The 24478-nt window shown below is 73.0% G+C and carries 25 protein-coding genes and 1 riboswitch; of the genes, 13 read left to right on the top strand and 12 right to left on the bottom strand.

Annotated elements, in window-relative coordinates:
- Positions 1-112 precede the first annotated feature (112 nt).
- The 3 genes from ACF08W_RS07960 to ACF08W_RS07950 form a co-directional block, all read right to left on the bottom strand.
- Entirely contained in the window at positions 113-502 is a 390-nt protein-coding gene (locus tag ACF08W_RS07960; RefSeq protein ID WP_352274889.1) for a DUF3040 domain-containing protein, read from the bottom strand.
- A gap of 291 nt (positions 503-793) precedes the next feature.
- Positions 794-1552 (bottom strand): class I SAM-dependent methyltransferase, encoded by a 759-nt coding sequence (locus ACF08W_RS07955; protein ID WP_385211244.1) that lies wholly within the window; start codon positions 1550-1552, stop codon positions 794-796.
- 104 nt (positions 1553-1656) lie between these two features.
- On the bottom strand, positions 1657-2184 hold the full coding sequence (locus ACF08W_RS07950; protein ID WP_385211241.1) for an SAV_6107 family HEPN domain-containing protein: 528 nt from the start codon (positions 2182-2184) through the stop codon (positions 1657-1659).
- Between the two features lie 168 nt (positions 2185-2352).
- Between ACF08W_RS07950 and ACF08W_RS07945 the strand changes: the two genes are divergently transcribed.
- The 5 genes from ACF08W_RS07945 to ACF08W_RS07925 all read left to right on the top strand — a co-directional run bounded on the left by ACF08W_RS07945 (position 2353) and on the right by ACF08W_RS07925 (position 8388).
- Positions 2353-3153, top strand: a complete 801-nt coding sequence (locus ACF08W_RS07945; RefSeq protein WP_392278768.1) for an ATP-binding cassette domain-containing protein — start codon at positions 2353-2355, stop codon at positions 3151-3153.
- On the top strand, positions 3125-5212 hold the full coding sequence (locus ACF08W_RS07940; RefSeq protein WP_392278767.1) for a YhgE/Pip family protein: 2088 nt from the start codon (positions 3125-3127) through the stop codon (positions 5210-5212). The genes ACF08W_RS07945 and ACF08W_RS07940 overlap by 29 nt, the downstream gene beginning before the upstream one ends.
- 29 nt (positions 5213-5241) lie before the next feature.
- Positions 5242-5853: a TetR/AcrR family transcriptional regulator gene (locus ACF08W_RS07935; RefSeq protein WP_352274884.1), complete on the top strand. Its 612-nt coding sequence runs from the start codon at positions 5242-5244 to the stop codon at positions 5851-5853.
- A 366-nt stretch (positions 5854-6219) separates the two neighbouring features.
- The gene (locus tag ACF08W_RS07930) at positions 6220-6840 is read left to right on the top strand and encodes a DUF4126 domain-containing protein (RefSeq protein WP_385211217.1); all 621 of its coding nucleotides are present in this window, start codon (positions 6220-6222) and stop codon (positions 6838-6840) included.
- Positions 6841-6870: 30 nt separating this feature from the next.
- A complete protein-coding gene (locus ACF08W_RS07925) occupies positions 6871-8388 on the top strand; it encodes a phytoene desaturase family protein (RefSeq protein WP_392278766.1) in 1518 nt (505 codons plus the stop codon).
- A gap of 13 nt (positions 8389-8401) precedes the next feature.
- Here ACF08W_RS07925 and ACF08W_RS07920 read toward each other — a convergent pair whose 3' ends face one another.
- The 5 genes from ACF08W_RS07920 to ACF08W_RS07900 all read right to left on the bottom strand — a co-directional run bounded on the left by ACF08W_RS07920 (position 8402) and on the right by ACF08W_RS07900 (position 12809).
- On the bottom strand, positions 8402-9295 hold the full coding sequence (locus ACF08W_RS07920) for a hypothetical protein (RefSeq protein WP_392278765.1): 894 nt from the start codon (positions 9293-9295) through the stop codon (positions 8402-8404).
- A gap of 50 nt (positions 9296-9345) precedes the next feature.
- Positions 9346-10263, bottom strand: a complete 918-nt coding sequence (metF, locus tag ACF08W_RS07915) for a methylenetetrahydrofolate reductase [NAD(P)H] (RefSeq protein ID WP_352274880.1) — start codon at positions 10261-10263, stop codon at positions 9346-9348.
- A 100-nt stretch (positions 10264-10363) separates the two neighbouring features.
- The gene (gene thiE, locus ACF08W_RS07910) at positions 10364-11017 is read right to left on the bottom strand and encodes a thiamine phosphate synthase (protein WP_392278764.1); all 654 of its coding nucleotides are present in this window, start codon (positions 11015-11017) and stop codon (positions 10364-10366) included.
- A gap of 104 nt (positions 11018-11121) precedes the next feature.
- Positions 11122-11487, bottom strand: a complete 366-nt coding sequence (locus tag ACF08W_RS07905; RefSeq protein WP_352274878.1) for an Rv2175c family DNA-binding protein — start codon at positions 11485-11487, stop codon at positions 11122-11124.
- Between the two features lie 62 nt (positions 11488-11549).
- Positions 11550-12809: an NAD(P)/FAD-dependent oxidoreductase gene (locus ACF08W_RS07900; RefSeq protein ID WP_392278763.1), complete on the bottom strand. Its 1260-nt coding sequence runs from the start codon at positions 12807-12809 to the stop codon at positions 11550-11552.
- A gap of 84 nt (positions 12810-12893) precedes the next feature.
- Positions 12894-13006, top strand: a riboswitch (TPP riboswitch).
- Between ACF08W_RS07900 and thiO the strand changes: the two genes are divergently transcribed.
- The 5 genes from thiO (at position 13004) to ACF08W_RS07875 (ending at position 18134) form a co-directional block, all read left to right on the top strand.
- Positions 13004-14218: a glycine oxidase ThiO gene (thiO, locus tag ACF08W_RS07895; RefSeq protein ID WP_392278762.1), complete on the top strand. Its 1215-nt coding sequence runs from the start codon at positions 13004-13006 to the stop codon at positions 14216-14218. Its footprint overlaps the riboswitch before it by 3 nt.
- Positions 14215-14445 carry a sulfur carrier protein ThiS gene (gene thiS, locus ACF08W_RS07890; RefSeq protein ID WP_385211202.1) on the top strand — a complete coding sequence of 77 codons (231 nt, stop codon included), beginning with the start codon at positions 14215-14217 and terminating at the stop codon, positions 14443-14445. Before thiO ends, thiS begins: the two co-directional genes overlap by 4 nt.
- A 2-nt stretch (positions 14446-14447) precedes the next feature.
- Positions 14448-15242, top strand: a complete 795-nt coding sequence (locus ACF08W_RS07885) for a thiazole synthase (protein WP_392278761.1) — start codon at positions 14448-14450, stop codon at positions 15240-15242.
- Positions 15243-15350: 108 nt separating this feature from the next.
- Positions 15351-17267: a Stk1 family PASTA domain-containing Ser/Thr kinase gene (gene pknB / locus ACF08W_RS07880; RefSeq protein WP_392278760.1), complete on the top strand. Its 1917-nt coding sequence runs from the start codon at positions 15351-15353 to the stop codon at positions 17265-17267.
- 6 nt (positions 17268-17273) lie between these two features.
- Positions 17274-18134, top strand: a complete 861-nt coding sequence (locus ACF08W_RS07875; protein WP_392278759.1) for a deoxyribonuclease IV — start codon at positions 17274-17276, stop codon at positions 18132-18134.
- 28 nt (positions 18135-18162) lie between these two features.
- On the opposite strand, the gene ACF08W_RS07870 is transcribed toward ACF08W_RS07875, so the two are convergent.
- Complete coding sequence (locus tag ACF08W_RS07870; protein WP_385211189.1) at positions 18163-18795, bottom strand: sulfite oxidase-like oxidoreductase; 633 nt, start codon at positions 18793-18795, stop codon at positions 18163-18165.
- A gap of 154 nt (positions 18796-18949) precedes the next feature.
- Between ACF08W_RS07870 and bfr the strand changes: the two genes are divergently transcribed.
- The gene (bfr, locus tag ACF08W_RS07865; protein ID WP_352274871.1) at positions 18950-19429 is read left to right on the top strand and encodes a bacterioferritin; all 480 of its coding nucleotides are present in this window, start codon (positions 18950-18952) and stop codon (positions 19427-19429) included.
- A gap of 22 nt (positions 19430-19451) precedes the next feature.
- On the opposite strand, the gene ACF08W_RS07860 is transcribed toward bfr, so the two are convergent.
- Entirely contained in the window at positions 19452-19673 is a 222-nt protein-coding gene (locus ACF08W_RS07860; protein WP_385211185.1) for a bacterioferritin-associated ferredoxin, read from the bottom strand.
- A gap of 166 nt (positions 19674-19839) precedes the next feature.
- Positions 19840-21192, bottom strand: coding sequence for a class II 3-deoxy-7-phosphoheptulonate synthase (locus ACF08W_RS07855; RefSeq protein ID WP_385211181.1), 1353 nt, complete (start codon positions 21190-21192; stop codon positions 19840-19842).
- Between the two features lie 98 nt (positions 21193-21290).
- Between ACF08W_RS07855 and ACF08W_RS07850 the strand changes: the two genes are divergently transcribed.
- The gene (locus tag ACF08W_RS07850) at positions 21291-21347 is read left to right on the top strand and encodes a trp operon leader peptide (protein WP_078513512.1); all 57 of its coding nucleotides are present in this window, start codon (positions 21291-21293) and stop codon (positions 21345-21347) included.
- Positions 21348-21440: 93 nt separating this feature from the next.
- The gene (locus ACF08W_RS07845; protein WP_392278758.1) at positions 21441-23345 is read left to right on the top strand and encodes an anthranilate synthase family protein; all 1905 of its coding nucleotides are present in this window, start codon (positions 21441-21443) and stop codon (positions 23343-23345) included.
- A gap of 21 nt (positions 23346-23366) precedes the next feature.
- Here the strand turns inward: ACF08W_RS07845 and ACF08W_RS07840 are convergent, their stop codons facing one another.
- Entirely contained in the window at positions 23367-24371 is a 1005-nt protein-coding gene (locus ACF08W_RS07840; RefSeq protein ID WP_385211175.1) for a 2-hydroxyacid dehydrogenase, read from the bottom strand.
- Positions 24372-24478: the final 107 nt, after the last annotated feature.

Below are 24478 nucleotides of genomic sequence, written 5' to 3'. Positions count from 1 at the left end.
CCACCGGCGCCGGGCGACGGCGTGTCGCGGGGTACGGGCACGGCCCCGGGCATGCGTGAGGGGCGGCCGCGTCGCCCGCGGCCGCCCCTCACCCGAAGTTTTCGTCCGGGGCCTAATGCCCCTGCTCGTCGCGGCGGCGCTGCCACCGCTGCTCGATGCGGTTCATCACCGTACGGCGCTGCCTGGTCCGGGCGGGCCCGGACGCCGCGGCGGCCGGTTGCTCACCCGGCTTGGGCGCCTTGCGCCAGCCGGTGACCGCGAGGACCGCACAGCCCAGCATGACGAGGAACCCGACCACGCTGATCCAGATCACCGTGGTGACCATTCCCGCCATGAGGAGCGCGATACCCACCAGGAAGCCTGCGACCGCCTGGTAGACCCGTCGCCGGGTGTACGTACGCAGCCCGTTTCCCTCAAGCGCTGTCGCGAACTTGGGATCTTCGGCGTACAGCGCTCGCTCCATTTGCTCGAGCATTCGCTGCTCGTGCTCCGAGAGCGGCACGGAGTCCTCCTCGTCGTCGGCCGCGGGGGCGACCGGTATGCGGCCCTTCCAGGATAGGCAGGGATTCGCCCCCGTGAAACCCGCCTTCGTGCCCATCAGTCAGTCCGGGCCACCACGACGGCTCGGCTGTCGAAGCGTTGATTCCCCGACCTCCGATCCGTCATGCCGGATGGTGTCCCCCGATCATACGGGCAGAAGCCCCCGATCGGGGGGCCCGGTGCGTACTCCGTCTGCTGCTGCGCCGCTGATCAGCCGCGCCGGGGCCGGTCAACCCGCCGAAGCGGACCACGGTCAGGCGCGCTTGGTGCCCAGGACGTGCAGCTGTGTCGCGACCGCGTGGAAGGCGGGCAGCTCGGCCACCGCGGCCTCCAGCTTGAGCAGCGCGTCCATGGCCCCGGGCTCCGTATCGACCAGGACCCCCGGTACGAGATCGGCGAAGACCCGTACGCCGTGGACCGCGCCGACCTCGACGTCGGCCCCGGCGACGAGCTCGACGAGCTGCTCCGCGGTGTAGCGGTGGGGCACCGGGTCGCCCTCGCCCCAGCGGCCCGCCGGGTCGTCGAGCGCCTGCCGGGCCTCGGTGAAGTGGCCGGCGAGCGCCCGCGCCAGGACCGCGCCGCCGAGCCCGGCGGCGAGCAGGCTGAGCGCGCCGGAGGGGCGGAGCGCCGCCACGGCGTTGCGCACCCCCTCGGCGGGGTCGTCCACGTACTCCAGGACTCCGTGGCACAGCACCGCGTCGTACCCGCCGCGCTCCACCACCTCGAACAGACCGTGGATGTCGCCCTGCACACCGCTGACCCGGTCGGCGACCCCGGCCTCCGCCGCGCGGCGCTCCAGCGCGAAGAGCGCGTTGGGGCTGGGGTCGACGACGGTGACGCGGTGGCCGAGCCGGGCGACCGGCACCGCGAAGTTCCCGGTGCCGCCGCCGGTGTCCAGGACGTCCAGGGCGTCCCTGCCGGTCGCCTTCACCCGGCGGTCGAGGGCGTCCTTGAGGACCTCCCAGACCACGGCGGTACGGAGGGAGGCGCGGGGGCGCAGCTGGTCCGTCACGGCAGATGACTCCTCGACACGGCGCCGCCGGGGTGGCGGAGCGTGAACAGTGCAGGTGGTAAAAGCGCTTCCCACCCTATTGCCTCGCGCCGCCGCCGCTGCCCTCATCCCGCCTCCGACCGCCCGCCGTCCGGCTGCGGGGGCACCGGGCGGAGCGCCAGCATCCGCTCGACCAGCCGCAGGAACATCGCCGCGTCACGGAGCAGGTCGTCCGCGTCCCGCCGGGTGGCGGCGCCGGGGATACCGGCTTCCGCCCGGGCTCTGCGGCGGGCGCCCGAGGCGAACAGCGCGCTCCATTCGGTCAGCTCGGGGGCGGTCTCGGGCAGCACCTCCCAGGCGCTGCGGATGCGCTCCCGGCGCTGCCGGGACGCCTCCGGGCGGCCCCGGACGGCGAGCACGGCGGCGGCGGTGCGCAGCGCCGCGAGGTGGGCGGTGGCGTACCGCTCGTTCGGCACGTCGAGATCGGCGGCCTCCGCCAGGCCCGCGCGGGCCTTGGCGAGGAGGTCGAGGGCGGCGGGCGGCGCCGGGGCGCGGCGCGGGACGGGGTGGACATCGCTTGCCGGACCGGTCAGTGAGGGGACAGGGCCGGTGGCGCGGCGCCGGGGTGCGGCAGCTGCGGACGAGTGGGCCATGACGAAACCTCCTGTCTCGTGTGACGACTCCGTGGCCGTATGTGTCCATCGTGAGGGGCACCACTGACAATCACCCCCGAATCGGGCACTGACCTGGGGTTTTGCTTCATCGGCAAGCTCGGGCTATCTTTTGAACTGACTGGTCAGTTCAAAACAAGGGGGGGACCTGTGGACAGCCCGCACGGGGCATCCGTCATCGCCGAGCACCTCGGCCTCAAGGGACCGCGCGGCTGGGCCTTCCGCGGTGTGGACGTCGATGCCGCCCCCGGCTCGCTGGTGGCGATCGAGGGCCCGTCCGGCTCGGGCCGCACCTGCCTGCTGCTCGCCCTCACCGGCCGGATGCGCCCCACCGAGGGGCAGGCCAGGGTCGGCGGTCTGCGGCTGCCCCGCAAGATGGCCGCCGTGCGCCGCATCGCCGCTCTGGGCCAGGTCCCCGGGGTGAGCGAACTCGACCCGGCCTTCACCGTGGCCGAGCACCTGCGCGAGCGGGCCCTGCTCCAGCGCCGCTTCGACGGCGCGCTGCGCGCCCTGCTGCGTCCGCGCGCCGAACGGGTCGCCACCGCCCAGGGGCGGATCGACGCGGCGCTGAAGGCCGCCGGTCTCGACCCGGAGACGCTGCCCAAGGGCGGCAGGACCTCCGTACGGGACCTGGAACGGCTGGAGGCGCTCCGACTCTCCCTCGCCCTCGCGCTGATCGGCGGCCCCCGGCTGCTCGCGGTGGACGACACCGACCTCAAGCTCTCCGACACCGAGCGCGCCGCGGCCTGGGACCTGCTGCGGTCCCTCGCGGACAGCGGTACGACCGTCCTCGCCGTCTGCAGCCAGGCGCCCGCGGACGCGATCACCCTGCGCACCGACGCCGCCGGCACCGCGAGCACCAGCACCAGCACCAGCACCAGCACCAGCACCGACGGGACCACGACCGAGAAGGGAACGGCCGATGCGTTCGCCGAGACTGGCCGCGCTTGAGCTCAAGCGTTTCGGCAGGGGGAAGCTGCCGCGCGCCGCGCTGGTCGCCCTGCTGCTCCTGCCCCTGCTGTACGGCGCGCTGTACCTGTGGTCCTTCTGGGACCCCTACAGCCGCCTCGACAGGATCCCGGTGGCCCTGGTCAACAACGACAAGGGCACCTCCCTGAAGGGCGAGCGCATCGCGGCCGGCGACGAGATCACCGGCAAGCTGCTGGACTCCCAGGTCTTCGACTGGCACGAGGTGAGCTCCGCCGAGGCCGACAAGGGCGTCGAGGACGGTACGTACTACCTCTCGCTCACCATGCCCTCGGACTTCAGTAAGCGGATCGCGTCCAGTTCGGGCGACTCCCCCGAGACCGGCGCCCTCCAGGTGCGGACCAACGACGCCAACAACTACATCGTCGGGCAGATCTCCCGGACCGTCTTCTCCGAGGTGCGCACCGCCGCCTCGACCAACGCCTCACGCGGCTTCTACGACCGGATCTTCATCAACTTCTCCGATCTCCACAACGCGACGGAGAAGGCCGCCAAGGGCGCCGACGACCTCAAGGGCGGCATCGGCAAGGCCAAGAAGGGCTCGCAGGACCTCGCGGACGGGCTGAAGGACGCCAAGGACGGCAGCGACCGGCTGGCCGGCGGGATCGTCCGGCTCAACAAGGGCGCGAGCGACCTGGAGACCGGCTCCCGGCAGGTGGCCGACGGCACCCAGCAGCTCGCCGACAAGGTGAACGGCGTGGCGGCCGACGTCCGCCCGTTCCTGAAGGACAACGGCAAGTCGATCGGCGACACCGCCCGGCTGGTCTCCGACACCGCCCGGACCGTGCGGGACAACCTCGACCTGCTGGTGAAGTCGGCACCCACCGCCGCCACCGCCGCCCGCACGGCCTCCGACGACCTGGCCGACCTCTACCGCACCAGCTGCGTGGACGAGCCGGACCCCGACGCCGCCCTCTGCCCGCCCCTGAAGCGCGCCAAGACCACCGCGGCCGATGTCGCCGCCGTCGCCGCCGACGTGAACGTGCTGGTCACCAACCAGAACGGCGACCTGAAGAAGCTGGGCACCCAGCTGAACACCCTTCAGCGGCAGGCCGACGACCTGGCCGAGCACGCCCCCAAGCTGGACGAGGACCTGGAGTCCGCCGTCAAGAAGGTCAACGCGCTCAACACCGGCGCCCACAAGGTCGCCAAGGGCGCCGGCGACCTGCACACCGGCCTGGTCACCGCCCGGACCGGCTCCGCCGACCTGGACTCCGGCGTGGGCAACCTCAAGAAGGGCGCGACCAACCTGGACGGCGGGCTGATCCGCCTCGCCGACGGCTCGACCACCCTCGCCGAGGGGCTCAACGACGGCGTCGGCAAGATCCCCGACTACGGCAAGAAGGACCGTGACGCCCGCACCGCGGTGATGGCCGACCCGGTCAAGCTGGCCTCGCAGTCGCTCCACGCGGCCCCCAACTACGGCACCGGCTTCGCGCCCTACTTCATCCCGCTCTCCCTCTGGGTCGGCGCGATGGTGGCGTACATGCTGATCCAGCCGCTCAACCGGCGCGCGCTCGCCGCCGGGGCCTCCGCCTGGCGGATCGCCCTCGCGGGCTGGCTGCCGGTGGTCGCCATCGGACTGCTCCAGGTGGGTGCCCTGATGGCCGTACTGCACTGGGCGCTCGGGCTCGAAATGGCGCGGGCCGCCGGGACGGTGGGCTTCCTGGCCCTGGTGACCTGCTGCTTCTCGGCGATCGTGCAGTGGCTGAACGCCCGGTTCGGAGCCGCGGGCCGCATCCTCGTCCTGGCGGTGCTGATGCTCCAGCTGACCTCGGCCGGAGGCACCTACCCCGTCCAGACCAGCCCCGCGTTCTTCAACGCGATCCACCCCTACCTGCCGATGAGCTACATCGTCGAGGGGCTGCGCCGACTGATCACGGGCGGCGGGCTGGGCCCGGTCTGGCAGGGCAGCGCCGTGCTGCTGGCCTTCACCGTCGGGGCGCTCGCCCTCACCGCCGTGGCCGCACGCCGCAAGCAGGTGTGGACGCTGGACCGGCTCCACCCGGAACTGAGCCTGTGAGCATGCCGGAACCTGTGAGAATCATCGCCATGGAAAGCAGCAGCACCACGCGTCGCCAGGCCACCCGGCAGAAGCTCTACGAAGCAGCCGTGACCCTCATCGCCGAGAAGGGGTTCTCGGCGACCACGGTGGACGAGATCGCCGAGCGCGCCGGGGTGGCCAAGGGCACGGTCTACTACAACTTCAAGAGCAAAACCGAGCTCTTCGAGGAGCTGCTGCGGCACGGCGTCGGGCTGCTCACCGCCTCACTGCGCTCCGCGGCCGAGGAGACCGCGGAGCGGGGCGGCACCCGGGTCGAGGGCCTGGACGCGATGATCCGGGCCGGCCTGGTCTTCATCGACCGCTACCCGGCCTTCACCCAGCTGTACGTCGCGGAGCTGTGGCGCACCAACCGGGCTTGGCAGGGCACCCTCCTGGTGGTGCGTCAGGAGGCCGTCGCGGTGGTGGAGGGAGTGCTGCGCGAGGGGGTGGCCGCGGGCGAGCTGAGCGAGGAGATCGACGTCCAGCTGACGGCCGCCGCCCTGGTCGGCATGGTGCTGGTGGCCGCGCTGGACTGGCAGGCGTTCCAGCCGGAGCGGTCGATCGACGACGTCCACTCGGCGCTGTCGCTGCTGCTGCACGGCCGGGTCAGCGGGCACTGAACCGCCGGGTGCCGCGACAGGCACCCGGCGGAAACACAAGGGCGCCGGTCCGGTGAGGCTCGATCCCCCCGAGCCTGCGCCGGACCGGCGCCCTTCGTACTGCCGGAGAGCTTCCCCCGTGGCCTCGTTCCCCCGTGGCCCCGCGCTCCCCGTCGTGCTCCCCCGTTCCGGAAGGAGCGCCGCGGCCGTTCCGCCGCCCCGTGCCGGCGGTGCCGGAGCCGCGCTCTCTCCGTGGGCTCCACTCTTCCGTCCGGACGGGCCGGAGCCCATCCGCGCACCTACTCATCTCTCCGCCTAGGTACGGATACTCAGCACCGCGCACGAACCCCTCCCCGGTTGTCACACCCTCTGGTTACCATCGCGTCCGTGTCCGTACTTCCTCTGGTCTTCACAAGCGGCTGGGCCAGCGGGATCAACGCCTACGCGGTGGTCCTGCTCCTCGGTGTCTTCGGCGCGACCGGCCTGAGCGACGAGGTGCCCGGTGCGCTACAGCGCACCGACGTCCTGGTGGTGGCCGCCGTGCTCTTCCTCTGCGAGGTGGTCGCGGACAAGATCCCGTACGTGGACTCGGTCTGGGACACGGTGCACACCGTGGTCCGGCCGGTCGCCGGGGCGGTCGTGGCCGCGCTGCTGGCGGGCGAGAGCGGTTCGCTGCCCGAGATCGCGGCCGCGGCGGTGGGCGGTTCCACGGCGCTCATGAGCCATCTGGTGAAGGCCGGGACCAGAATGGCGGTCAACTCCTCCCCCGAGCCGTTCAGCAACGTCCTGGTGAGCATCGCCGAGGACCTGGGTGTCGCCGGGATCGTCACCTTCGCGATATTCCATCCCGTGGTGGCCGCCGTGCTCGCGGGGGCGCTGCTGCTGGCGGGCATCGTGGTCGTGGCCTTCCTGGCCTCCCGGATCCGCCGCTTCCGGCGCCGCAGGGCCCAGCGGCGGGAGGAGAGACGGCTGGCCGGGACGGCGGGGTCGCGGTGGCCGACGGAGTGACTGCCGGTGGCGGCCGTTAAGGTCGCTGGCATGGCACGTATTGCGGTGATCGGCGCCGGGATGGGCGCGATGGCGGCGGCCGCCCGGCTCGCCGTGGCAGGCCACCGGGTGACGGTGTACGAACGGTCGGAGAGCTACGGCGGTTCGGTGGGCCGGTACGCCCGCGAGGGCTTCGCCTTCGACACGGGGCCGATGCTGCTCCATCTGCCCGCCGTCTACCGCGACCTCTTCGTGAAGACCGGCAAGGAGCCGCTGGAGCGGTGCGTCGAGATGACCCAGGTCGATCCGGCGAGCCGTCATCTCTTCGCGGACGGCACGGCGGTCTCGCTGCCGAACGCCTCGCGGGCCGGGGTCGTCGCCGCGCTCGACGGTGCGCTCGGTTCCGGGGCGGGCGCGGCCTGGGGGGCGTTCCTGGACCGGGCGCGCGAGGCCTGGGACCGCTCCCGTCGCCCGCTCCTGGAGGAGCCGCTGCGCCCGGACTGGCAGGTCCTCGGCCGTGATCCCTACCCCGCGCTCCGCCGGCGCCGGCTGCTGCGCCCGGCCCGGCAGGCGGACACGGTCGCCGGGATCGGCGCCCTGGAGCTGGCCGACCCCCGGCTGGCCGCCCTCCTCGACGGCTACGCCCTGTCGTACGGGCTGGACCCGGCGCACGCCCCGGCCGCGGCCGCCCTGCTGCCGTACATGGAGGAGACGTTCGGCAGCTGGTACGTGTCCGGCGGCATGCGGGCCCTGGCGCGGGCGGTGTACGAGCGGTGCCTGGCCCGGAAGGTGGAGTTCGTCCTCGGTGCCGAGGTGGTCCGGGTCGTCGAGAAGGACGGCCGGGCGGCGGGCGTCGAGCTGGCGGACGGGACGGTCGCCGAGGCCGACCGGGTGGTGCTGGGGGCCCCGCCGTGGGCCGGTCTGGTGCCCGGTCAGGAGCTGTGGCCGGAGGGCGGGGAGACGCCCCTGCCCCGGCCCGGGCAGGGGGTGGTGCCGGGCCGGTTCCTGGTGCTGCTCTCGCTGCGGGGGGCCCGGCCGGCGGACGCCGTGCACCGGACGCTGGTGCATCCGGCGGACGGTGCGGCGGAGCGCGCGGCGGTCTTCGGCGGGCGGCTCGCCGAGCGGCCCACGGTGACGGTGGTCCGCCCCGACGACCCGTCGACCCGCCCCGACGACGCGCACGAGGCGGTGACGCTGACGGCGACGGTCGCCCCGCACGGCGCGGTGGACTGGACGGACCCGGCGGTGCGCGAGCGGTACGCCGACGTGCTGATCGACACGGCCGCGGCGGCCGTCCCGGGGATACGGGAGCGGCTGCTCCACGCCGAGGTGCGCACGCCCGCGGAGACCGCCGCCGAGACCGGAGCCGAGGGCGGCGGTGTCCCCGCGCCCGCGCTGGCCGGGGCGGACGGCCGGTATCTGCACGCCGCGAACCTCACCGGGCTGCCGGGGCTGTACGCCGCGGGCGGCTGGTCGCACCCGGGCGGCGGGCTCGCCCACGCGGGCATGTCCGGGGCGCTGGTCGCCGGGCTGATCGTGGAGGGCGACGGCTTCCGGGGCTCGCGGTGAGCGCCGGGGCCCGTCAGTAGCGGTACTGCTGTTCGTCGTAGCCGCTGCCGTTGTTGTAGCCGTTGGGGAACGGGGCGGGCGGCTGCTCCGGCGGCGGGGGCGGGTAGGGCTCGCCCTCGCGCTGCTGGGGCACCCACACACCGCCCGGCGGCGTCTCGGGGGCGTACTGCTGGGCGTACGGGTCGGGGGCGTGGGCCGGGGAGCCGAAGCTGTCGTATCCGTTGCCGAAGCTGTCGTACGCGTCGTACGGGGCGCCGGTGGTGGCTCCGGTGCCCACGTACGGGTCGGAGTAGGCGGCGTACTGCTGGGGCGTGCCGTAGTCGTACTGGCCGGTGAGCGGGTCCTGGCCGGCGAAGGCGCCCTGGCCGGTGCCGTCGAACGTGGAGGGGGCGGCGTACGGTTCGTACCCGGCGAACTGCTGCTCGGGCTGCGGCTCCTGGGCGCCGGGCGCGCGGTGCTGGTCGGAGTAGACGCCGTACTGCCCGGTGTCGTCCGGCATGGGCTCGGGTTCGTAGACCGCCGCCATCGTCGCCGTGGCGTCCGTGTGGAGGGCGTCCGGGGCCTCCCCGACCGCCTCCAGCTCCGAGACCTGGAGGGCGGGGCCGCGTTCCTCGCGCGGGCCGCCGCCCCGGCGGCGCCGGCTCGCACCGGGCTTGCCCCCGAGGGCCCAGCCGGTGGAGAAGCCCCGCCGGAAGGAGAGCGTGACGTACGTCTGGCCGACCGCGAAGGCGATCGCCCCGAGGACGATGACGAGGATCGACGGAATCAACACGCCCACCACCACGAGGCTGAAGCCGCCGAAGGCGAGCAGTCGCCAGCGCAGGCGTGCCTTGTACTGCAGCAGTACCTCGCCGAGCAGCCACAGCGCGACGATTCCGAACGCGATGTAGAGGACCGTCCAGCCCATGCCCGCCCCCTCCTACGGCCACCGCCCCGGGTCACGGCGGGTGCGGCCGGTCACGACTGCCTGTGCAGTCCGAGATTCTCGTAGATTTCGAGCGTCGCCGTCGAGTTGTTGAGCGTGATGAAGTGCAGTCCGGGCACACCCTCGGATCGCAGCCTCGCGCAGAACCGCGTTGCGAAGTCGATACCAATGGAGCGTACAGCGGCGGGGTCGTCCTTGACCGCGAGGATGCTCTCTTTCAGCTCGGGAGGGAATGACGCGTTGCTGAGCTGAGCAAATCTCTCCAGCTGTTTGACGCTGGTCAGTGGCATGACCTCGGGAATGATCGGGGTTTCGCAACCCGCAGCGACCACGCGGTCACGCATACGCAGATAATCCTCCGGATTGAAGAACATCTGAGTGATCGCATAATCGGCACCGGCACGGCACTTGTCCACGAAATGCCGGATGTCGGTGTCCCAGTCGGTCGAGCGCGGGTGCATCTCGGGAAATGCCGCGACGCCGACGCAGAAATCGCCGGATTCCTTGATGAGCCGGACGAGATCGGCCGCGTACCTCACACCCTGCGGGTGCTTGACCCACTCGCCCATCGGGTCGCCCGGCGGGTCTCCGCGCACGGCGAGGATGTTCCTGATCCCGGCGTCCGCATACTGACCGACCATGTTGCGCAGCTCGGCGACGGAGTGGTCGACCGCCGTCAGGTGGGCGACCGGGGTGAGGGTCGAGTCGGCCGCGATCTGCTCGGTGGCGCGCACCGTCCCGGCACGGGTGGAGCCGCCCGCGCCGTAGGTCACGGAGACGAAGCTCGGCCGTACGGCCTCGACCCGGCGCAGCGCGTTCCAGAGGTTCCGCTCGCCCTTCTCGGTCTTGGGCGCCCAGAACTCGAACGAGTACGAAGGCTTGCCGGTCGCGAGGAGTTCACGCACCGTACGCGCGTGATCTGTCCTGGTGGATGGTGTGCCAAGGGCCATACCGGCAGGTTAACCAGGCCGCGCCCCCCAATGGACCGGACCAGGGTGAATTGCCGGAATTGACCGGTACTTTGTCCATCCTTCGGACACCCGGCCGACCTCACTCCGTGGCACGCGCCCTGATCCGCGCGGCCAGCTCGGCGGTGGCCGCGGCGGGGTCGGCGGCCTCGGTGATCGCCCGGACGACGACCACCCGGCGGGCCCCGGCGTCCAGCACCTCGTCGAGGTTGCCGGCGTCGATGCCGCCGATGGCGAACCAGGGGCGCGGCCGGGCGAGGGAGGCGGCGTACCGCACCAGGTCCAGGCCGGGGGCGTGGCGGCCGGGCTTGGTCGGGGTGGGCCAGCAGGGGCCGGTGCAGAAGTAGTCCACACCCGGCTGGGCCACGGCCGCGTCGACCTCGGACCGGGCGTGCGTGGAGCGGCCGATCAGCACGGTGTCGCCGAGGACGGCGCGGGCGGCGGGCACCGGCAGGTCGCCCTGGCCCAGGTGGAGCACGTCGGAGCCGCTCGCATGGGCGACGTCGGCGCGGTCGTTGACCGCGAGGAGCTTGCCGTGGCGGCGGCAGGCGTCGGCGAGGACGGCCAGGTGGTCGAGCTCCTCGGCCGCCTCCATGCCCTTGTCGCGGAGCTGGACGATGTCCACCCCGGCGGCGAGGACGGCGTCGAGGAACTCGGGCAGGTCGCCCTGGCGGCGCCGGGCGTCCGTGCAGAGGTAGAGCCGGGCGTCGGACAGCTGCGCGCGGGCCGTGGACATGGTGCGGTTCCCCCCGGGGAGTGCGTGGTGGAGCGGGCGCCGACGGGCTGCGAGGGGGCGGGCCGCGGGGCCCGCCCCCTCACCCGCTCACGCGGGGCCCGCGGTCAGACGGCGAGCGCCTGGGCGCGGCGCTTCACCTCCGTACCGCGATTCTCGCTCAGTGCCTGGGCCGGGGTGCCCGGCAGGGTCGGGTCGGGGGTGAAGAGCCACTCCAGCATCTCTTCGTCGTTGTAGCCGTCGTCCTTCAGGAGCGTCAGGGTGCCGGCGAGGCCCTTGACCACCTTGTCGCCGTCGATGAAGGCGGCGGGCACCTGGAGCGTCCGGTTCTCACCGCGGCGCACGGCGATCAGCTGGCCCTCCTTGACCAGCTGGCGCACGCGCGTCACCTCGACACCGAGCATGTCGGCGATGTCGGGCAGGTGGAGCCAGGCGGGTACGAGAGCATCGGTCTTCGCGTCAATCTCGGTCACAGGGACAAGCCTGCCATCCCGCACCGACAGCCGACACCCGGACTCCGCCCTTCAGGGCCGCGCTACCGCAGCGCCGCCGACTTCAGCGGTACGGCGGGGTCGGCCACCGCCCCGGGATCCAGCCGCGTTCCCGCCTCGATGAGCTTGCGGCCCTGCGCCAGGTCGCGGGGGCGCCCCACGGCGAGCACCGCGACCAGCACGCCGTCGCGCAGCCAGCACACCGACCAGGCGGGGCCGGCCGGATCGCCGCGCCACAGCAGGGTGTCGGCGCTCCCGTGGTGGCCCGCGTACTGGACGAAGCGGTCGAACTGCTCGGACCAGAAGTACGGCACCGGGTCGTAGACCGGCGGCGCGGGGGCGTCGTCCGAGGCCCCCGCGGCCAGGATGTGGGCGGCGGCCGTGCGCGGGCCCTGGAGGGCGTTGTCCCAGTGGTGGACGAGCAGGCGCTCGCCGTAGCGGGCGGAGGGGAAGGAGGCGCAGTCGCCGACCGCGTACACATCGGGCAGCGAGGTGCGCAGCGCCTCGTCGGCGGTGACCGATCCGTCGGGGCCGAGCGCGATGCCGGAGCCGGCCAGCCAGCCGGTGGCCGGGCGGGCGCCGATGCCGACGACGACGGCTCCGGCCGGGATCGTCCGGCCGTCGGCGAGGACCACCCGGCCCTGCTCGACGCGGTCGACGCGGGTGCCGGTGAGGAGTTCGGCGCCGCTGTGCGCGTACCAGGCGGCCATCGGGGCGGCGACCTCGGCGGGCAGCGCGCCGGCGAGCGGGCGGTCGGCGGCCTCGACGACGGTGACCGCGCAGCCGGCGGCGCGGGCCGCGGTGGCGAACTCGGCGCCGATCCACCCCGCGCCGACGATCACCACGTCGTGCTGCTCGTGGAGGACCGGCCGCAGCCGGGCCGCGTCGTCCAGGGTGCGCAGCAGGTGGACGCCGGAGACGCCCTCGGTGCCGGGCAGGACGACCGGTTCGGCGCCGGTGGCGATCACCAGGACGTCGTAGGGGACGGCGCCCGCCCCGGTGTCCAGCTCGTGCGCGTCCGGCCGCACTCCGGTGACCTCGACGCCCAGGCGCAGTTCGATGTCCAGCGCCTCGAAGTCGATGTCGAACGCGGAGCTCTCGGCCGTGCCGAGCAGGACCGCCTTGGACAACGGGGGCCGGTCGTAGGGCTGGTGGGGCTCGGCTCCGATCAGCACGACCGGGCCGGTGAAGCCCTGCTCCCGCAGGGCCACCGCGGTCTGCACCCCGGCCATGCCCGCGCCGACGACCACGACGCGGCGCCCGGTCCGCCCGTCCGGCTGCTCTGACTGCTGCTGCTCGCTCACCCGTGACACCTTACGCATCTGATGATCAGTCAGGAAGGGGCGGGTTCTCGGCCCCGGCCGGGACGGGGTCTAGGCTGACCCCCGTAGAGCACTCGCGGGAGCCCGGACGCACCGGGCTGAGAGGGAGGCTGGCCGGCCTCCGACCGTACGAACCTGATCCGGGTCATGCCGGCGAAGGGAGGGGCTGGAAGCCCATGCGTTCCCCTCGGAACGGAAGCGGTTACGACGTCCTCGTCATCGGGGGCGGGATCATCGGTCTGGTGACCGCCTGGCGGGCCGCCCAGCGCGGTCTGCGCACCGCGGTCGCCGACCCCGAGCCGGGCGGCGGGGCCGCCCGGGTGGCGGCCGGGATGCTGGCCGCCGTCACCGAGCTGCACTACGGCGAGGAGCTGCTGCTCGGCCTCAACCTCGCCTCCGCCGCCCGGTATCCGGCCTTCGTGGCCGAGCTGGAGGAGGCGAGCGGGCGGGAGACCGGTTTCCGCGCCTGCGGCACCCTGGCCGTCGCGCTGGACTCCGACGACCGCGCCCATCTGCGGGACCTGCACGCCCTGCAACGGCGTTCGGGGCTGGAGTCGGAGTGGCTCACCGGCCGGGAGTGCCGCCGGCTGGAGCCGATGCTGGCCCCGGGGGTGCGGGGCGGTCTGCGGGTCGACGGCGACCACCAGATCGATCCGCGCCGGCTGGCCGCCGCCCTGCTGACCGCCTGCGAGCGGGCCGGGGTGGTCTTCCACCGCGAACGGGCGGTGCGGCTGGCCGTCACGGGCGGCCGGGCCGCCGGGGCGGTGCTCTCCGGGGGTACGGAGCCGGCGGCCGACCAGGTCGTGCTGGCCGCGGGCAGCCTCAGCGGCCGACTGCCGGGGGTGCCCGAGGAGGCCGTGCCGCCGGTCCGGCCGGTGAAGGGCCAGGTGCTGCGGCTGACCGTGCCCGCCCGGTACGCGCCGTTCCTGAGCCGGACGGTCCGGGCCGTGGTCCGGGGCAGCCACGTCTATCTCGTACCGCGCGAGAACGGCGAGCTGGTCGTCGGCGCCACCAGCGAGGAGCTGGGCTGGGACACCACCGTCACCGCGGGCGGCGTCTACGAGCTGCTGCGGGACGCCCACGAACTGGTCCCCGGCATCACCGAACTGCCGCTCACCGAGACCCTGGCCGGTCTGCGCCCCGGCTCCCCCGACAACGCCCCGCTGCTCGGCCCCACCACCCTGCCCGGCCTCCACCTCGCCACCGGCCACCACCGCAACGGGGTGCTGCTCACCCCGCTCACCGGGGACGTCATGGCCGAGTTCCTCACCGGCGGCGAGCCGCCCGAGCAGGCCCGCCCCTTCACCCCGCGCCGCTTTCCGCCCGCCGCCTCCGGGAGCCCCGCCGCGGCTCCCGGAGCCTCCTCCGTACGTCAGGAGCAGCCCGCATGACCGAGCCCGTACACCCTTCCGCGCCGCTCTCCGTGTCGGTGAACGGCGCGCCCCGGCCCCTTGCCCCGGGCACCACCCTGGAGGCCCTGGTCGCCACGTTGACGGCGGCGTCCTCGGGGGTGGCCGCCGCCGTCAACGAGACCGTCGTCCCGCGAGGCCGGTGGGGCGCGACCGCGCTGGCCGACGGCGACCGGGTCGAGGTCCTGACCGCGGTCCAGGGGGGCTGACCGTGTCCGACGACGTCTTCGCCCTCGGTTCCGCCGTCCTAAGCTCCCGGCTGATCATGGGGACGGGCGGGGCGCCCAGCCTCGACGTGCTGGAGCGCTCGCTGATCGCCTCCGGCACCGAGCTGACCACGGTCGCCATGCGCCGCCTCGACCCGACGGTGGGGGGCTCGGTGCTCTCCGTCCTGGAGCGGCTCTCGATCCGGGTGCTGCCGAACACGGCGGGCTGCTTCACGGCGGGCGAGGCCGTGCTGACCGCCCGGCTGGCCCGGGAGGCGCTGGGCACCGACTGGATCAAGCTGGAGGTGGTGGCCGACGAGCGGACCCTGCTGCCCGATCCCGTCGAGCTGCTGGACGCGGCGGAGATCCTGGTGGACGAGGGGTTCACCGTTCTGCCGTACACCAACGACGATCCGGTGCTGGCCCGCCGCCTCCAGGACGTGGGGTGCGCCGCGGTGATGCCGCTGGGCTCGCCCATCGGCTCCGGGCTCGGCATCCGCAACCCGCACAACTTCCAGCTGATCGTGGAGCAGGCCCGGGTGCCGGTGATCCTCGACGCGGGCGCCGGGACGGCCTCCGACGCGGCGTTCGCGATGGAGCTGGGGTGTGCGGCGGTGATGCTGGCGTCCGCCGTGACCCGGGCGCAGGAGCCCGAGCTGATGGCCTCGGCGATGCGGCACGCGGTGGCGGCCGGGCGGCTCGCGTACCGGGCGGGCCGGATTCCGCGCCGCCACTTCGCCGAGGCGTCCTCGCCGGTGGAGGGGCGGGCGGTGCTGGACCCGGAGCGCCCGGCGTTCTGAGCCCCGACCCCTCCGTATTCCATGTCCCTGTCACGGCTCGGCTGCAGTACGGCCCCGGGACGGCCCGGACCGTGAGGGGTGTCCGTGGCGGCTCGTAGACTCGGCGTCGTGGATACGACCCTCCAGGACCCGCTCGTCGGGCAGCTGCTCGACGGCCGCTACCGCGTCGATGCCCGCATCGCCGTGGGCGGCATGGCCACGGTCTACCGGGCCATGGACACCCGGCTCGACCGGGTGCTCGCGCTCAAGGTGATGCACCCGACGCTGGCGGCCGACGCCACGTTCGTCGAGCGCTTCATCCGCGAGGCCAAGTCCGTGGCCCGGCTCGCGCACCCCAACGTGGTCGCGGTCTTCGACCAGGGCGCCCAGGGCCAGTACGTGTACCTGGCGATGGAGTACGTCGCGGGGTGCACCCTGCGCGACGTCCTGCGCGACCGCGGCGCGCTCCAGCCGCGCGCCGCCCTGGACATCCTGGAGCCGGTCCTCGCCGCCCTCGGCGCGGCGCACCGGGCGGGCTTCGTGCACCGCGACATGAAGCCGGAGAACGTCCTGATAGGGGACGACGGCCGAGTCAAGGTCGCCGACTTCGGGCTGGTGCGGGCGGTGGGCACCGCCACCGACACCACCGGGTCGGTCCTGGGCACGGTCTCCTACCTGGCCCCCGAGCAGATCGAGCACGGCACGGCCGACACCCGTGCCGACGTGTACGCCTGCGGCGTCGTCCTGTACGAGATGCTGACCGGGGCCAAGCCGCACGGCGGCGACACCCCCGCCCAGGTGCTCTACCAGCATCTCAACGAGGCAGTGCCGCCGCCCTCGGCCGCCGTGCCGGGGCTCCCGGCCGGGCTCGACGCCCTGGTGGCGGCCGCCACCGCGCGCGCCCCCGAGAGCCGCCCGTCGGACGCGGTGGAGCTGCTCGCGCGGACGCGCGAGGCCCGCGCCGGTCTCACCGACGCCCAGCTGGACGCCGTACCGCCGCAGGCCACGGCCGAGGCGCACGACGCCGCCGAGGACCGCACCAGCGTGATCCCCCGGCTGATCCCGGCCGGGCAGGGGGTCTCGCACCACACGAGCCGGCTGGAGACGCCGCCGCTGCCGCCCTCGGGCGGCGCCGCGCCGGGCCGGTCCCGGCGCGGGCCCAGGCGCTCCGTGCTCGCCGTGATCGCCGCCGTCCTGCTGGTGCTGGGCGTCGGCACCGGGGTCTGGTACATCAACTCGGGGCAGTTCTCCCAGGTGCCCTCGCTGCTCGGCAAGACGCAGAAGGAGGCCGAGAAGCGGCTCTCCGACGCCGGTCTGGAGCTGAAGGGCGTCCAGCGGTCCTACAGCGACACCGTGGAGCGCGGCCGGGTCATCGGCAGCGACCCGAAGTCCGGTGCCCGGGTCCGGGGCAACGACGCGGTGACGCTCGTCGTCTCGCGCGGGCCGGAGATCGTGCAGGTGCCCGACCTGCGGAACCTCTCGCTCGCCGACGCCAAGAAGGAACTGAAGAAGGTCGGCCTGGTGCCGGGCATGGTCACCAGGGAGTTCGACGAGGAGACGGTACGGGGCGACGTGATCCGCACCGACCCGGCGGCGGGCACCGGGCGCCACCCGGACTCGGCGGTGGCCCTCGTCCTCAGCAAGGGCGCCCCGGTGGAGGTCCCCGACGTCACCGGGCTCTCCGTCGTGGACGCCACCGCCGCGCTGGCCGAGGAGGGGCTGAAGGCGAAGGTGCTGCCCGGCCGGGTGCACGCGCCGGAGGTGGCGGGGGACATCGCGCGCCAGTCGCCCGGCGAGGGCGCCGAGGCCGCCGAGGGCGACACCATCGAGCTCACGGTCTCCAAGGGGCCGCGCATGATCGACGTACCGGACGTCGTCGGCAAGGACCTCGACGATGCCACGGCCGAACTGGAGAAGGCGGGCTTCGAGGTCAAGGTCGACCGCCCGTTCCTGTCCTTCAGCGACACCATCGCGAGCCAGTCCGTCAAGGGCGGCGACCAGGCCGCCGAGGGCAGCACCATCACCATCAAGACCAAGGGACTCTAGATCCACATGCGCAACCCAGTCGGCGGCCACGTCCCGGTGGCCGGGGGGCTCGCCAGGATCGGCCTCCCCTACGCCCGCGAGATGGGGGCGGAGGCCGTCCAGGTCTTCGTCGCCAACCCGCGCGGCTGGGCCACGCCGACCGGTGACCCGGCCCAGGACGAGCGGTTCCGCGCCGAGTGCGCCGCCGAGTCGATCCCGGCGTACGTCCACGCCCCCTACCTGATCAACTTCGGCTCGCACACGGCGGCGACCGTCGAGAGATCCGTGGAGTCGCTGCGCCACTCGCTGCGCCGGGCCCGGGAGATCGGAGCCCTGGGCGTGGTGGTGCACACCGGCTCGGCAACCGGCGGCCGCCCGCGCGAGGAGGCCCTCGCCCAGGTGCGTACGTATCTGCGGCCGCTGCTGGACGAGCTGACCCACGACGACGACCCGGACCTGCTGCTGGAGTCGACCGCCGGGCAGGGCGCCTCGCTCTGCTCCCGGACCTGGGACTTCGGCCCGTACTTCGAGGCGCTGGACGCCCATCCCAAGCTCGGCGTCTGCCTGGACACCTGCCACATCTACGCGGCCGGGCACGACCTCGCCGGTCCGGCCGGCATGGCGCAGACCCTGGATCTGCTGGTGTCCACGGTCGGCGAAGGACGGCTGAAACTGATCCACGCCAATGACTCCAAGGACGTGGTCGGGGCCCACAAGGACCGGCACGAGAACATCGGTTCCGGCCATATCGGCGAGGAGCCGTTCCGCGAGCTGTTCGCGCATCCGGCGACCGCGGGCGTGCCGCTGGTCATCGAGACGCCGGGCGGCAAGGAGGGCCACGCGGCGGACGTGGCACGGCTGAAGGCACTGCGCGGCCCGCGCGCCTGAGACGTCCGGCCCCGGAGGCTCCGCCGGGTCAGAGCTCGGGGCCCTCGCCGGGCTTCTCCTGGTAGGAGTACCGCTGCTCCCGCCAGGGGTCGCCGATGTTGTGGTAGCCGCGCTCCTCCCAGAAGCCGCGGCGGTCGGCCGTCATGTACTCGACGCCCCGGACCCATTTGGGGCCCTTCCAGGCGTAGAGGTGCGGCACCACCAGGCGGAGCGGGAACCCGTGCTCGGCGGTGAGCAGTTCACCGCCCTTGTGAGTGGCGAAAAGTGTTCGGTCCGCGGCGAAGTCGGAGAGCCTCAGATTGGAGCTGAACCCGTATTCGGCCCAGACCATCACATGGGTCACCTCGGGGGCGGGTGGCGCGAGCTCCAGCACCGTACGGGCCAGGACCCCGCCCCATTCGGCCCCGATCATGCTGAATTTCGTGACGCAGTGCAGGTCGGCGACGACCGAGGCGAAGGGGAGCGCGGAGAACTCCTCATGCCCCCAGCAGTGCTTCTCGCCGTCCGCGGTGGCCCCGAAGACCCGGAACTCCCAGCGGTCGGGCTTGAACTTCGGGACGGGCCCGTAGTGGGTAACCGGCCAGCCGCGCTGCAGTCGCTGTCCCGGGGGAAGCCCGGACTCCTCTGACGCGCGGTGTTCCCGGCTTTCCGGCTGGCCCATGCCTCCATGGTGACAGACGGGCGGGGATGGTCCCGACCAACCACGGGGCAATTCGGGCAACTCATAGTAAGCATGTACTTACTGGACGCTTTTGGGCTGCGATGACAGGATGCGGCCAACCTGCCCAGTCCATCGGTCGGAAGGAGCCTCTGCGATGCAGGGCGACCCCGAGGTCATCGAGTACCTGAACGAGCAGCTCACGGGTGAGCTGACAGCCATCAACCAGTACTGGCTGCACTACCGGATTCAGGACAACAACGGCTGGACGAAACTCGCGAAGTACACGCGGTCGGAGTCCATCGACGAGATGAAGCACGCGGACCGGCTCACGGAACGCATCCTCTTCCTCGACGCGCTGCCGAACTACCAGCGGCTCTTCCACGTCCGGGTGGGCCAGACGGTCACCGAGATGTTCCAGGCCGACCGGCAGATCGAGGTCGAGGCCATCGACCGGCTGAAGCGCGGCATCGACGTCATGCGCGGGAAGGGCGACGTCACCTCGGCGAACATCTTCGAGGACATCCTGGAGGACGAGGAGCACCACATCGACTACCTCGACACCCAGCTGGAGCTGATCGAGAAGCTCGGGGAGCCGCTGTACCTGGCGCAGCAGATCGAGCAGCCCGACAGCTGACGGAACGGGGCGGTCCGGGCGGTCAGGCCGCTTCGGGGAGCGAGGGCTCCTGCTTCTTCCGGGCGAGCAGCTCACGGCGCGGACAGGCACCGCGGCCCAGCACCGCCTGGATGGCCCGGACGCAGCCACCGCAGTCGGTGCCCGCCTTGCAGACGGAGGCGATCTGCCGGGGGGTGCAGGCACCGGCGTCCGCATGCTCCTTGACCTGCTTCTCCGTGATGCCGAAGCACGAGCAGACGTACACGCGGATTCACCTCCCGGGCGGGGCCGGCCGTTCTCTGCCACCCCGACTCTCGGTGAGGCATACCTAACCTTACCCGGCGCCGAAAGGTGCGGAAAGCCCCGGAACGCCCTGTGGGGCACGGATCACATCGATCCGTGCCCCACAGGCGTACGCCGGTACGCGGCGCTCACTGGTCCCGGTACATCTCCGCGACCAGGAAGGCCAGGTCGAGGGACTGGCTGCGGTTGAGCCGCGGGTCGCAGGCCGTCTCGTAGCGCTGGTGCAGGTCGTCCACGAAGATCTCGTGGCCGCCGCCGACGCACTCGGTGACGTCGTCGCCGGTGAGCTCGACGTGGATGCCGCCGGGGTGCGTGCCGAGAGCCTTGTGCACCTCGAAGAAGCCCTTGACCTCGTCCAGGACGTCGTCGAAGCGACGGGTCTTGTGGCCCGAGGTGGCCTCGAAGGTGTTGCCGTGCATCGGGTCGGTCACCCAGGCGACGATGGCGCCGGAGGCGGTGACCTTCTCGACCAGGGCCGGGAGCTTGTCACGGACCTTGTCGGCACCCATCCGGACGACGAAGGTCAGCCGGCCGGGCTCGCGGTCGGGGTCGAGGCGGTCGACGTAGCCGAGCGCCTCCTCGACCGTGGTCGTCGGGCCGAGCTTGATCCCGATGGGGTTGCGGATCCTCGACGCGAACTCGATGTGCGCGCCGTCCATCTGGCGGGTCCGCTCACCGATCCAGACCATGTGGCCGGAGGTGTCGTACAGCTCGCCGGTGCGCGAGTCGGTACGGGTCAGCGCCGACTCGTAGTCCAGCAGCAGCGCCTCGTGCGAGGCGTAGAACTCGACCGCCTTGAACTCGGCCGGGTCCGTGCCGCACGCCTTCATGAAGTTCAGCGCGTTGTCGATCTCGCGGGCGAGCGCCTCGTAGCGCTGGCCGGACGGGGACGACTTCACGAAGTCCTGGTTCCAGGCGTGCACCTGGCGCAGGTCGGCGTAACCGCCGGTGGTGAAGGCGCGGACCAGGTTCAGCGTGGAGGCGGAGGCGTGGTACATCCGCTTCAGCCGCTCCGGGTCCGGGACCCGGTCCGCCTCGGTGAAGGCGAAGCCGTTGACGGAGTCGCCGCGGTAGGTCGGCAGGGTGACGCCGTCGCGGGTCTCGGTCGACTTGGAGCGCGGCTTGGAGTACTGGCCGGCGATCCGGCCCACCTTGACGACGGGCACGGAGGCCGCGTACGTCAGCACGGCGCTCATCTGGAGCAGCGTCTTCAGCTTGGCGCGGATGTGGTCGGCGGACACGGCGTCGAAGGCCTCGGCGCAGTCGCCGCCCTGGAGCAGGAACGCCTCGCCCTTGGCGACGGCTCCCAGACGGGCACGCAGCTGGTCGCACTCGCCCGCGAAGACGAGCGGCGGATACGACGCGAGCTCCGCGAGTACATCGCGCAGAGCCTCGGCATCGGGGTACTCGGGCTGCTGCGCCGCGGGAAGGTCTCGCCAGGTGTTGCCACCGGCGACGGAGGTATTGGCGTTCACGGTCACGGGTCCCACACTACGGGGTCCGGCGGCGGCTCCCTTTCGAAAGCTCAATAGTTGAGACGGGTGCTCGTCCGGCGCGGGCGTCGGTTAAGGTTCCCTCCATGTTCGCGCAGACGACCCAGAACTGGTGGTGGACCGCTCATCCGGCGGCCCACTGACGATCGCGCGCACACAGACCACGCGAAGGCCGCCCGAGGGGCGGCCTTCTCCGCGTTCCGGGAGCCGTTCCTCCGTATCGGAAGGAACCTCCCATGCCCCACGTGTCCCGCACGCCCCACCGGTCCGCCGCCGTCCTCGACCGGTTGCTGCGCGACGACTGCCCGCCGTTCGCGCTGCTGCGCAGGCGCACCCCCGGCCGCGACCACGACACCGTCGAGGTGCTGATCGGCCGGGTGCGGGAGGCCGAACGGCTCGCCGGTCTCCCGGTCGGCCCGCTGCCCTCGCTGGCGCTGGTCCCGTTCCGGCAGATCGCCGAGCGCGGCTTCGACGTCCGCGACGACGGGACGCCGCTGTCCGTGCTGGTCGCCGACGAGACGTACGAGCTGCCGCTCGCCGAGGTGCTGGAGCTGCTCCCGGTGCGGGACGTGCGGGTCGAGGGCGGCGCGTTCGACGTCGGGGACGCGGAGTACGCGGAGATCGTCCGGCGGGTCGTGGCGGACGAGATCGGGCGGGGCGAGGGGGCCAACTTCGTCGTCCGGCGGACCTTTCGGGGCGAGATCCCCGGCTTCGGCCGGGCGGACGCGCTGGCCCTCTTCCGGCGACTGCTGGCCGGTGAGCGCGGGGCGTACTGGACCTTCGTGGTCCACACCGGGGCCAGGACGCTGGTCGGCGCCAGCCCGGAGGTCCACGTCCGGATGTCCGGCGGGACGGTGGTGATGAACCCGATCAGCGGGACGTACCGCTACCCCGCCGGCGGCCCGACCGCGGACGACCTGCTGGACTTCCTCGCCGACCGCAAGGAGACCGAGGAGCTCTCCATGGTCGTCGACGAGGAGCTCAAGATGATGTGCACCGTCGGCGACATGGGCGGGGTGGTGGTCGGGCCGCGGCTCAAGGAGATGGCCCATCTCGCCCACACGGAGTACGAGCTGCGCGGGCGGTCCTCGCTGGACGTGCGCGAGGTGCTGAAGGAGACCATGTTCGCGGCGACGGTCACCGGCTCCCCGGTGCAGAACGCCTGCCGGGTCATCGAGCGGTACGAGCCCGGCGGGCGCGGTTACTACGCGGGCGCCCTGGCGCTGCTGCGGCAGGAGCCGGGCGGGGCGCAGAGCCTGGACTCGCCGATCCTGATCCGTACCGCCGACATCTCGGCCGGCGGGGAGCTGAAGGTGCCGGTCGGGGCGACGCTGGTGCGCCACTCCGACCCGGACGGCGAGGTCGCCGAGACCCATGCGAAGGCGGCCGGGGTGCTCGCCGCCCTCGGGGTGCGCCCCGGCCGGCCGGAGGCGGAGGCGTCGCGGCCCCGGCTGGCGGCCGACCCCCGGGTACGGGCGGCGCTGGACGCCCGGCGGGAGGGCCTCGCCCCGTTCTGGCTGCGGATGCAGGAGCGCGCCCGGGACCTGTCCGGCCGGGCCCTGGTGGTCGACGGCGAGGACACCTTCACCGCGATGCTGGCGCATCTGCTGCGCTCCTCGGGGCTGGAGGTGTCGGTGTGCCGCTTCGACGAGCCGGGGCTGCGGGAGCGGGTGCGGGCGCACCGGGGGCCGGTCGTGCTGGGGCCCGGTCCCGGCAACCCGGGCGACGGTGCCGATCCGAAGATGCGGCTGCTGCGCTCCCTGGCGGCGGAGCTGGTCCGCGACCACCGGCACGGGCTGCTGGGGGTCTGCCTCGGCCATGAGCTGATCGCGGCGGAGCTGGGGCTGGAGATCGTCCGCAAGACCGTGCCGTACCAGGGCGCGCAGACCCGGATCGAGCTGTTCGGGCGGGAGGAGACGGTCGGCTTCTACAACAGCTTCACCGCCCGCTGCGACGCGGACGTCGTCACGGAGCTGGCGGCGCACTCCATCGAGGCGAGTACGGACGCGGCCACCGGTGAGCTGCACGCGCTGCGCGGGCCCGGGTTCGCCTCGGTGCAGTTCCACCCCGAGTCGGTGCTGACGCTGCGCGGGTCGGGGATCGTGGCGGAGCTGCTGGCGGGGCTGCCGGTGGCGGGCTGACGGGAGCGCGGCCCCGGGGGATCAGCCCGCCGGGGCCGCCGGGACCAGGACGTTCTCGCTGCGGCGGCCGGCCAGGTAGTCGGCGATGTTCCGTACGGTGGCGTCGATGATCTGGCCCACCGCGTCCTCGGTGTAGTACGCCTGGTGGGAGGTGACGACGACGTTCGGGAAGGTGACGAGCCGGGCCAGGGTGTCGTCGTCGACGCCCTCCAGCGACTTGTCGAGGAAGAAGAGCCCGGCCTCCGCCTCGTAGACGTCGAGCCCGACGCCCAGGAAGCGACCGGCGCGCAGTTGGGCGACGAGCGCGGTGCTGTCGATGAGGCCGCCCCGGCTGGAGTTGACCAGGATCGCGTCGTCCTTCATCAGGGCCAGGGCGTCCGCGTCGATGAGGTGGTGGGTGGCGGGCAGCAGCGGGACGTGCAGGCTGACCAGGTCGGCCTCGGCGAGCAGCCGCTCCTTGGGGACGTACGTCATGCCGAGGCTCGTGCAGGCGGGGTTCTCCGCGACGTCCCAGCCGAGCAGCCGCATGCCGAAGCCGTGGGCGATCCGGGCGAACGCCTCGCCGATGCTGCCGGTGCCGATCACGCCCGCGGTGCGGCCGTGCATGTCGCGGCCGAGGAGCCCGTCGAGCCGGAAGTCGAAGTCGCGGGTGCGGCTCGAGGCCCGGATGATCCGGCGGTTGACCGCCATCGCGAGGGTCCAGGCGAATTCGGCGACGGAGTACGGCGAGTAGAAGGAGACCCGGGCCACCCGCAGGGCCAGGCGCTCGGCGACATCGAGGTCGATGTTGTTGAAGCCGGTGGAGCGCTGGGCGATCATCTGGGTGCCGCCCGCCGCCAGGGTCTGCAGCACCCGGGCGCCCAGGTCGGCGTTGACGCTGGTGGAGATGGCCTCGTAGCCCGCCGCGATGGGGGCGGTGTCCCGGTTCAGGAAGACGTCCAGGCAGCGGACCTCGTGCTGCCCCGCGAAGGCCCGCTCGATCAGCGGCTTCTCGTCGGACTGCACACCGAAGGCCAGGATCTCCACGGCTTCTCCCGTTGGTCGCGCGGACCGGCTCCCGGGTGTCCCGGGACGGGGCCGGGGCCCGCAGGGTGCCGGTCCTCGCGAATATACGGTCCGCCGGGCCGCCCCGC

Origin of the sequence: Streptomyces sp. NPDC015144, from assembly GCF_043079735.1 — a bacterium.
Classification (GTDB): Bacteria; Actinomycetota; Actinomycetes; order Streptomycetales; family Streptomycetaceae; genus Streptomyces.
Note: the sequence above shows the minus strand (reverse complement) of the source record. Positions and strands in the feature narration are given on the sequence as shown.

Excerpts from the sequence above, each read along its gene's own strand:
- ACF08W_RS07950 (WP_385211241.1), bottom strand. The coding sequence starts at position 2,184 with ATGGCCCACTCGTCCGCAGCTGCCGCACCCCGGCGCCGCGCCACCGGC.
- ACF08W_RS07940 (WP_392278767.1), top strand. The coding sequence starts at position 3,125 with ATGCGTTCGCCGAGACTGGCCGCGCTTGAGCTCAAGCGTTTCGGCAGG.
- ACF08W_RS07935 (WP_352274884.1), top strand. The coding sequence starts at position 5,242 with ATGGAAAGCAGCAGCACCACGCGTCGCCAGGCCACCCGGCAGAAGCTC.
- ACF08W_RS07925 (WP_392278766.1), top strand. The coding sequence starts at position 6,871 with ATGGCACGTATTGCGGTGATCGGCGCCGGGATGGGCGCGATGGCGGCG.
- ACF08W_RS07920 (WP_392278765.1), bottom strand. The coding sequence starts at position 9,295 with ATGGGCTGGACGGTCCTCTACATCGCGTTCGGAATCGTCGCGCTGTGG.
- metF (WP_352274880.1), bottom strand. The coding sequence starts at position 10,263 with ATGGCCCTTGGCACACCATCCACCAGGACAGATCACGCGCGTACGGTG.
- thiE (WP_392278764.1), bottom strand. The coding sequence starts at position 11,017 with ATGTCCACGGCCCGCGCGCAGCTGTCCGACGCCCGGCTCTACCTCTGC.
- thiO (WP_392278762.1), top strand. The coding sequence starts at position 13,004 with ATGCGTTCCCCTCGGAACGGAAGCGGTTACGACGTCCTCGTCATCGGG.
- thiS (WP_385211202.1), top strand. The coding sequence starts at position 14,215 with ATGACCGAGCCCGTACACCCTTCCGCGCCGCTCTCCGTGTCGGTGAAC.
- ACF08W_RS07875 (WP_392278759.1), top strand. The coding sequence starts at position 17,274 with ATGCGCAACCCAGTCGGCGGCCACGTCCCGGTGGCCGGGGGGCTCGCC.
- ACF08W_RS07870 (WP_385211189.1), bottom strand. The coding sequence starts at position 18,795 with ATGGGCCAGCCGGAAAGCCGGGAACACCGCGCGTCAGAGGAGTCCGGG.
- bfr (WP_352274871.1), top strand. The coding sequence starts at position 18,950 with ATGCAGGGCGACCCCGAGGTCATCGAGTACCTGAACGAGCAGCTCACG.
- ACF08W_RS07845 (WP_392278758.1), top strand. The coding sequence starts at position 21,441 with ATGCCCCACGTGTCCCGCACGCCCCACCGGTCCGCCGCCGTCCTCGAC.